Origin of the sequence: Microvirga sp. KLBC 81, from assembly GCF_003075415.1 — a bacterium.
Taxonomy (GTDB): Bacteria; Pseudomonadota; Alphaproteobacteria; order Rhizobiales; family Beijerinckiaceae; genus Microvirga.
The window spans coordinates 1-4,947 of the sequence record NZ_QDAH01000164.1; the positions used below are offsets into that span (position 1 = coordinate 1).

The following is a 4,947-nucleotide window of genomic DNA, read 5'->3' on the forward strand; positions in this document are numbered from 1 at the left end:
CAATGCGCAGAGGGGGCATAGTCGTTGGCCTTCAGATAGTTGTCACGATAGTTGACCGCGAGGGCATTCGCCTTGGTCAGATAAGAGCTGTCGCCGGTCCGTGCCCACCAGACATAGAAGATTTTCGCCCTGTCATAGTAATTCGCCGCTTCCCAGCCGGGCCCGTCGACCCGCCAGTGACGTTCTGCGAAGGTGCGGAAATCCTTCTCGTACTGCGCGAAGGATACACCCAGAGCCGCAGCCTCCTGAACTGGCAGGGCAGGGCCGACGAGACGAAGGATGAGTTCCCGCAATTCGGCAGTCTGCCGGGGGGATGTCCCGCCTTGGGCGACCGGAGCGCATCCTCTGGGATCGAAAGGTCTCCTGTCTTCCGCCGTGGATGTTCCGGTCCCTGCGCACCATAGGGCTGCAACGACCAAGGTCGCGATCCTGATGCTGCGTCCACCTGCTATTACGGGTATCATGGGCCGGCGGATAAAACCAATAATCGCCTCGATCTTGGCGTCGAAATCGTTCCTCTTATATGCCATCAAGAAGCTATCCAGCCAGAAAGCGGTTGATGCTGTGTGGAACTACCTTGAATTCCTCCGCGGCAAGTCAAGCACATCACCGCCTGCCGTGAGGCGGGGATGTCGATAGCCGCCCACCGTTGGCAAGTGCCTGCCGCCTTCTTGGCGTGCGCGGTCGCGTCCCTGCCGTGGCTTGTGATGTCGTCTCCGCTTGCGCCTCTGACGGTAGCCGGAGGCGTCGTCGTCCTGCTGATCGCCATTCACCGGCCTCTTCTGGTCTGTATCGGGTTTGTGGCCTTTTCCCTCTTCCGCCTCCACGAGGCCTTTCCGTTTCTGATGCCGCTGCAGCCGCTGCTTGGCCTGGCAGCCCTCACGGCCGTTGCCCTGGTCTACAACGCCCTTGCAGGCCGCATCGAGGCCGTGTGGCCTGCCGAGATCCGGCTCTTCGTAGCTTTCTTCATTCTCGTCACAATCGGCAGCGTCTTCGCCATCAGCCCTGCTCTCTCCTTCGAGTTCTGGACGGGGGGCTTTGTCAAGATCGGGTTGATGACGCTGGCCTTGGCCTGGCTCCCAAGGACGAAGGACGACTTCCATCTCGTCGCGCGCGTCATCGCCATAAGCGGGCTGCTCGTGGCCGCCGTCGCGATCAGCAACAAGCTCAACGGAACCAACCTCGTCGAGGGCACCCGCGTCACCATTGGCCTTCAGATGACGTCGATCCTGTCCGACCCAAATGATCTTGCCTTCTTGCTGCTGACGACGCTGAGCTTCTCGATCGCTCTTTTGACAGGCAGGACCGGCTGGACAAACAGGATCATTGGCGCCGCCTGTGTGCCGGCGGTCCTCCTTGCCATCGTCTACACGCAGAGTCGGGGGGCGGTCCTCGGTGTTCTCACCGTCTTCGCAGCCTATGGGTTGCTCTTCGTACGTTCAAAAACGGTTCTCATCGTTGCCTGCATCATCGGAGCCATGGCTCTCTATCTCGCCATGGGGATCTCCGAGCGCATGTCGAGGGTGGCCCCCGCCGAAGGATTCGACGCCTCGGCCGCAGATCGACTGGACTTTTGGATCACCGCCTTGAAGGCAGCCGCCTTGCGCCCGTTGACCGGGGTCGGCCTCGCGAACTTTTCGTGGTTCAACTACATTCAGACCGGGCAGGACATGACCACCCACAACACGTGGCTGCAGGTTCTCGCCGAAACCGGTATTCCCGGGCTGGCCCTGTTCGTACTCATGGTGGCCCGCGCGTTCCGCACCAGCCTGCGGGCGCACCGCATCTTGAGTGCAGCTGAAATCCGCTCTCCTGTTCAGCCGGTGGCGTATGGTCTGGTCGCCGCCATCGCAGGCTTCTGCACGGCAGGCTTGTTTCTCTCGCAGGGATTCACGTGGTCGATCTACATCATGGTCGCCCTTGCTGCCGCAGTCGGGCGGTACGTCGATGAGAATACCCGGATGACGGTACGGACGGGGGCGTCGCATCCTAGGGGCGCAATTCACGACATGGCTCCATATCGAGGGAACTGAATGCATTTCGTCAGGAAGGTCCAAGGTGGAAGATAACGGGAAGGTGGCGGCCCTTGCCGGGCCGTCTGGGACGGCGGACCGCCCGAAGCACATAACGCGCATCATCCGCGACCTCGTGCAGGGAGCGTGGCGTCGACGCCTCCTGATCGTGCTGCCCATCCTTCTGATGCTGCCCGTCAGCATCGCCGCGGCGATCATCTTGCCCAAGGCCTACACGGCGCGCGCCCTTATGCAGCTGCAGGAGGCCGGACGAGACAATCCGTTCTCGCGGGAAGGGGATCCTGCCAGCAGCGTCTACCGTGTCCAGGAGCGTTTCGCAGGGCTGCGGGCGCTCTTCATGAGCGAGAGCGTTCTTGCCAAGGCCCTGGGTGCGGAGGTCGACAGACTTCCGCCCGTGGAGCGGGAGGCGACGATCGGTGAACTGCGCCAGGCGCTGTCCCTCGACCTCATCGGGGGCGATTTCATCGAGGTGAAACTGGTCGGAGCGAAACCCGAGGGCCTCGGTAAGAGGCTGGAGGCGGTGATGGCGAGCTTTCTGGAGGCGCTCGTTCCCGAACAGGGTGGCGCGACCGCCGCGCAACTCATGGTGAACGCCCGCCGTCAGGAACTGGATGCGCTACTGCGGATTAGGGAGGAGGTTCAGCGCGAGCTTGCGGCGCTTCTGCCCGATGGCTCCGAGGACGCCGCCGCGACGGCGCTGACCGGGAGCATGATCCGCGTCCGGGGGCTCCAGGACCGTCTCGCCGCGCTGGACCGGGAGATTGCGGCTGCGCGGGAGAGCTATGAGAGCTATCAGCAACGCTTCTCGGGCGCCACTTCCGTGCGGAGCGTCGGCATCCTCAAGGCTCCCGAGCTGATCCGGATCGTCGATCCCCCGCGCGATCCGGCGACCGCCAGCCGCTCGCGCTTCATGTACTTCGTCTCAGGCATCACCGCCGGTGGCCTTCTCGGCCTGGGGCTCGCTTTTATAGCGGAACGGCTCGACCAGCGAGTCCGGCATGCGGATGAGGCTTCCGAAGCCACAGGCCTTCCCGTTCTGGCTGTGGTGCGCGACCCGGATGACCACAAGGAACATGTCGGGAGCGGCCATGTCGGGGACAGCAAGCCACCAGGCTTTTCCGCCGCCGCGGGCTGAATGTGACCTACTTGTTTGCCGACATGGATTATCAGGGGGCCGTGCCCTGGCTTTCGTTTGAACTCGAATGGGTGCTGTTGATTGTCAAGCGGCCGCGGTTCTGCGACTTGATGGCGACGCCGCGCGAACCGTGCGGCGCAGCGGCTGTTGAGGTTACCATTGGCGGTTCCCGCCGCGTGGATCGCCGTAGATGATCTGGTTATTGATCTCGCGCTCGACGTGATCACACCAACGGGACGTGGGGTACTCCCTCATCATCTTGACAGCTTTGGCATAGCGCCAGCGCGCCATGGCCCAGATCAGCCGGCTAGAGCGTCGGACTCAAAAGTGGACTTGCACTTTTGGGGTTGATCTGATGCTCATTCTTGAGAGGAGCGCATCGTTCTTGCGGAAAACCGGGTCCACTTTTCGCTGACGCGGACCTGCGGTTCCGCACGATGCTTTCTCCTTCAAAGAGAGCATCGTTCTTGCGGAAAACCGGATCCACTTTTCCGCACGATGCTCTAGCGCTACTTGCCAGGATACTGTTGGCGAGCAAAGGTTACATACCACTCCAAGGCGGCGTCGAGCCCTTGGCGCACATTGAACTCAGGGGCATACCCAAGGAGTTGGCGGGCCTTACTAATATCGGCTTGGGAGTGAAGGACGTCTCCTCTTCTGAAATCTCGATAGAAGGGTGTCTTTTGTTTGACTGTCACTTGGCGGATTTCAAGAAGCTCTCGAATGAGCTCATACAGTTCATTCAATGTTGTCTTATCGCCAACAGCAACATTGTAGACTTGATTGGCGGCATTCTCCGATTCAGTCGTCGCAGCGAGAATATTCGCTTGAACGGCGTTCTCGACATAGCAGAAGTCGCGGCTCGTAGAGCCGTCACCGTTGATAAAAACGTCAGCCCCGCTGATCATGGCCGCAATCCATTTCGGGATCACTGCCGCGTAGGCGCCTTCGGGGTCTTGGCGCTTGCCGAACACGTTAAAATATCTGAGGCCAGTGCAACTCATTCCATATGTTCGTACGAACACGTCAGCATAAAGTTCATTGACATATTTCGTGATGGCATACGGGGAGAGGGGCTTGCCTATGACGTCTTCCACCTTTGGAAGACCAGGATGGTCGCCATAGGTCGAGCTGCTGGCAGCGTAAACGAAACGCCTGACTTTGGCGTCTCGTGCCGCAACGAGCATGTTGAGGAAACCGTCAATATTGTTTGCGTTTGTAAAGAGAGGATCCTCGATTGACCTCGGAACGCTGCCGATAGCTGCTTGGTGAAGGACATAGTCTATTGCCGAATGGGGATCGTCTTGGGCATGGGGATCGTCTTGGGCATGGGGATCGTCTTGGGCACCCTTTGCGCTGCCTGCCTGTATTGCGTGGCGGCAAGTTTCCAGATCTCGAATGTCGCCTTCGATGAAATGAAATCTGCTCCAACATTCTGGCGAGACAGAAATACGCACCTCTTCCAGGTTACGCCGATGACCTGTCGCAAAGTTATCGAGGCCGACGACGTGCTGTCCTAAATTCAGGAGTGTTTCTAAGAGATTGCTGCCAATGAAACCGGCAACTCCAGTAACGAGCCACCGCTTGGGGGATCTCACCAGATTATCACGCTGTACCTGATACGTGTCCATGCTGCGGATGCTCCTGGCCGCCTTCAGGCCTTGATCACGCGATCGCTCACCATACCGGCTTTCGCAAAGACATTGCGGGTATCCACCACGAGCCGGGCATGCTCTGCGATCAGGCGGTAATCGACCTGGTCATGGTCGGTGGCGATCA

The 4,947-nt window shown here is 60.0% G+C and carries 4 protein-coding genes; 2 read left to right on the forward strand and 2 right to left on the reverse strand.

The window, feature by feature from the left end:
• On the reverse strand, positions 1–530 hold a 530-nt coding region (locus DC522_RS34480), incomplete at its 3' end, for a hypothetical protein (protein ID WP_133239444.1).
• A gap of 177 nt (positions 531–707) precedes the next feature.
• On the opposite strand from DC522_RS34480, the gene DC522_RS32385 reads away from it, so the two are divergent.
• On the forward strand, positions 708–2,033 hold the full coding sequence (locus DC522_RS32385; protein ID WP_205769900.1) for an O-antigen ligase: 1,326 nt from the start codon (positions 708–710) through the stop codon (positions 2,031–2,033).
• Between the two features lie 25 nt (positions 2,034–2,058).
• Positions 2,059–3,168, forward strand: a complete 1,110-nt coding sequence (locus DC522_RS32390; RefSeq protein ID WP_165820425.1) for a hypothetical protein — start codon at positions 2,059–2,061, stop codon at positions 3,166–3,168.
• Between the two features lie 509 nt (positions 3,169–3,677).
• Here DC522_RS32390 and DC522_RS32395 read toward each other — a convergent pair.
• The gene (locus DC522_RS32395) at positions 3,678–4,799 is read right to left on the reverse strand and encodes an NAD-dependent epimerase/dehydratase family protein (protein WP_116532536.1); all 1,122 of its coding nucleotides are present in this window, start codon (positions 4,797–4,799) and stop codon (positions 3,678–3,680) included.
• Positions 4,800–4,947: the final 148 nt, after the last annotated feature.